The 4,276-nt window shown below is 69.5% G+C and carries 1 protein-coding gene; it reads left to right on the top strand.

The genetic code is table 11. From position 1 onward, the window contains the following. Positions 1-56 precede the first annotated feature (56 nt). Positions 57-4,276 (top strand): amino acid adenylation domain-containing protein (locus ACWDTS_RS28020; RefSeq protein ID WP_450119454.1); only part of this gene is annotated, 4,220 nt, incomplete at its 3' end.

The following is a 4,276-nucleotide window of genomic DNA, read 5'->3' as shown; positions in this document are numbered from 1 at the left end:
ACATCGCGGGGATGCGGGTGGTGGATGTCTCGGGCGTGGATGCGGCGCATTATCCGATGGGTTTGGTTGCGCACGTGGACGATCGGCTGCACCTGAAGATCAAGTATCTCCCTGATCTCTTCGGCCACGGTGAGGTCGCCGCGATCCTCGACCGCGTGCGTCACATCATCGAATCGCTTGTCGTGCAGTCCAATACACCCATCGACCGGTTCTCACTGCTCGACGACGCCGAGCGCGCCGAACTGGTACCGGTCGCGGGTGGATCGCCGATTCTCGGCGTGACGTTGCCCGACATCCTGGTCGCGTCGGCCGCAGCGGATCCGGACGCGGTCGCGGTAGTCGCGGGGGAGCATCGGCTGACCTACCGTGAGCTCGACGAGCAATCGAATCGTATGGCGCGGAAGCTGATCCGATACGGTATCGGACCGGAGGCGGCGGTCGCGATCGCGGTACCGCGGTCGGTGGAGTCGGTGCTGGCGGTGTGGGCGGTCGCGAAGACCGGAGCGGCCTTCCTTCCCGTCGACCCGAACTATCCCGCATCGCGGATCGAGCACATGATCACGGATTCGGCTGTGACGGTCGGGTTCACGACTGCCGATGCGCGCGATTCGTTGCCGGCAACAGTCATGTGGCTGAACCTGGACGACCCGTACGAACAGGCGTCGCCCGATCGCGTGACCGATGCGGATCGCGTGTGCCCACTGCGGATGGAGAATCCCGCGTACGTGATCTACACGTCCGGGTCGACGGGTGTGCCCAAGGGTGTGACCGTCACGCACGCGGGCCTGGTGAACCTGGTCGCCGAACAGCGTGCTCGGTTCGGGCTCGGTCCGGATTCTCGGGTGCTGCACGCAGCGTCGCCGAGTTTCGACGCGGCGGTGCTGGAAATGTTGTGGGCCTTCGGATCCGGTGCTTGTCTGGTGATCTCCCCGCCCGGGGTGTTCGGCGGGTGTGAGCTCGCAGACGTGCTGGTGCGTGAGCAGGTCACGCACGCGGCACTGACTCCCGCGGCGCTGGGCACGGTGGATCCGATCGGACTCGACCGGTTGGGCACGGTGATCGTCGGCGGCGAGGCCTGCCCGCCGGAGCTGGTGGCACGGTGGGCGCCGGGCCGGACCATGGTGAACACCTACGGCCCGGCGGAGACGACGATCCAGTCCAACGCCGGCCGGCCGCTCACTGCGGGAGAACCCGTCACGATCGGCCGCCCGATCCGCGGCTTCGCCGAGCTCGTCCTCGACGACCGGCTGCGGCCGGTGCCCGTCGGGGTGGTGGGGGAGCTGTATCTGTCCGGTCCGGGGCTGGCCCGCGGCTACCGCAATCGTCCCGGATTGTCGGCGGCACGGTTCGTCGCCGCACCGGACGGGCAGCGCATGTACCGCACCGGCGATCTGGCGCGGTGGCGTCGCCGCGACGACGGGACGCTCGAACTCGACTACGTCGGCCGCTCCGACCAGCAGGTGAAGGTCCGCGGCTTCCGCATCGAACTCGGCGAGATCGAATCCGCGCTGCGGGCGTGCGACGGTGTCGAGCAGGCGGTGGCGAGTGTCCATCGCGGTGCGGTGGATCGGCTCGTCGGATACGTGGTGCCCGAATCCGGCGCCGAGCTGGATCCGGTGGCGGTGCTGGCGCAGGTAGGGACGCGGCTGGCGCCGCACATGGTGCCGGCGACGGTGTCGATCCTCGATGCGGTGCCGGTGACGGCGAACGGGAAGGTGGATCGGGCGGCGTTGCCGGAACCGGACTTCCGTTCGGGTGCGGCGGAGTTCCGGGCACCGGCCTCGGAGACGGAGGCGGTGCTGGCGGAGTTGTTCGCCGAGGTGCTGGGCGTCGAGACGGTCGGGGCGCAGGATTCGTTCTTCGCGCTCGGCGGGGACAGCATCATGTCGATCCAGCTGGTGGCGCGGGCGAAGGCGCGGGGGTTGGTGTTCTCGCCGCGGGATGTGTTCGAGTGCCGGACGGTGGCGGCGCTGGCGCAGGTGGCCGCGTCCGGTGGTGCGGGTGCGGTGGTGCTCGAGGAGCTGCCCGGTGGTGGTGTCGGCGACCTGCCGCTCACCCCGATCATGCACTGGCAGAGCGGACGAGGCGACGCGGGATTCCACCGGTTCTCCCAGGTCGTCGTCCTGGCGCTCCCCACCACCGTCGACGAGGAGACCCTCGCGGGCACGCTCCAGGCCGTGCTCGATCGGCACGACATGCTGCGCAGCCGACTGCAGCGCGACCCCGCAGCGCCGAACCGCTGGAATTGGGAAGCATTGCCGGTCGGCGCGATTCGCGCACGCGACGTGCTCCACCGGGTCGTCGTCGACTCGGCGCCGGGCACCGCCGGATTCCACGCGACCGCGGCCGCCGAGGCGGACGCCGCCGCGGACCGACTCGACCCGGCCTCGGGAATCGTGGTGCAGGCGGTGTGGTTCGACCCCGACGACACCGAAATCCCGGGCAGGCTGCTGGTCATGATTCATCATTCGGCAGTCGACGGCGTGTCGTGGCGGATCCTCGTCCCGGATCTCGCGACCGCGTGGTCGCAGATCGCGGCGGGACAGGACCCGCAACTCGAGGCGGTCGGTACGTCGATGCGCCGCTGGGCGCACGGTCTGGTCGAGGCCGCGCAGCAACCCGAACGGCTCGCCGAACTCGACTTCTGGCGCGCGACCGCGGCCGCGGACGACCCGACGATCGGGTCCAGGCCGCTGGATCCGGCGACGGACACCGCCGCCACGACCGGCAGCGTCGAGGTCGAACTGTCGGCGGAGGTCACCGAGGCGCTGCTGACCACCGTCCCGGACGCGTTCCACGGCAGCGTGTCCGACGGGCTCGTCGCCGCTCTCGCCGTCGCCCTCACCACGTGGCGGCGCGACCACGGTCATCCCGCACTGACGGACGCGGTGATCGGACTCGAGGGCCACGGTCGTGAGGAAAGCGTCGTTCCCGGCGCCGATCTGAGTCGCACCGTCGGCTGGTTCTCGACGAGCTATCCGATGCGCCTGGACCTTTCGGGCTTCGATCTCGCCGACGCGTGCGAGGGCGGACCGAATCTCGGGGCTGTCGTCAAGTCGGTCAAGGAACAGCTTCTCGCGGTCCCCGACCACGGCATCGGCTTCGGATTGCTGCGTCACCTCGGTGGGGAGGCCGGACGCGTCCTCGCCGAGTGCACACCACCGCAGGTCGCATTCAACTATCTGGGACGCGTGACCACAGGATCGACCGAGACAACTCAGGACGTGCCCTGGATGCCCGTCGACGACGCCGGCGATCTCTCCGTCGCACAGAATCCGGATCTCCCGGTGCCGGCGGTCCTCGACGTCAACGCGCTCACCCTCGACGACGGAGGCCGCTCACGCCTGCGGGCGATCTGGTCGTTCCCGACCGGGATGCTCACCACCACCGAGGTCGACGCAGTCGCCCGGCTGTGGGTCGACGTCCTCGAGCGCATCGCCGCCCTCGCGACCGTGGCCGGCGGCCTCACGCCGTCGGATCTGGGTCTGGTCACGCTGGAGCAGGCACAGATCGAGGAGCTCGAGCGGCGGTATCCGGATCTGACCGACGTGTGGCCGCTGTCGCCGCTGCAGGAGGGCCTGCTGTTCCACGCGCTGGTGTCGGAGGATTCGGTCGACGCGTACCTGGTGCAACTGGTACTCGAACTGCGCGGAACGGTCGACCCGCAGCGGTTGCGGCGCGCCGGAAAGGTGCTGCTCGAACGCCACGCCAACCTGCGAACCGCGTTCGTACGGTCGCCGGGCGCACCGAGCGTCCAGGTGATCCACGACCACCTCGACGTCCCGTTCGACACGCTGGACCTGTCCGGATCCGACGAGACCACCCTCGACCGCGAGTTCGCCGCGGTCATGGCCGCGGATCGCGCCACCCGGTTCGACCCGGCGCAGGCGCCGCTGATCCGGTGGCTGCTGGTCACCACCGGACCGGACAGCCATCGGCTGGTGATGACCAACCACCACCTGCTGCTCGACGGCTGGTCGACACCGTTGCTGCTGAAGGAACTGCTCGTGCTCTATGCCACCGACGGCGACGACACGATGCTGCCGCGCTCCCGGTCCTACCGCGACTTCCTGGCCTGGATCGGCGAGCAGGACATCGAGACATCGCTCGACGCATGGGCCCGTGCATTCGACGGCGCGACCGAACCCACCCTCGTCTCCGACCTCGACTCCGCCCGCCGATACCGCGAATCACGGGACGTGTGTGCCGATTTCGGTGTGGAGGAGACGGCGGCGTTGTCGGCGTGGGTGCGTGATCGCGGGGCGACGTTGAACAC

The organism is Rhodococcus sp. NPDC003383 (genome assembly GCF_053589115.1).
This window is presented reverse-complemented; position numbering and strand designations above follow the sequence as displayed.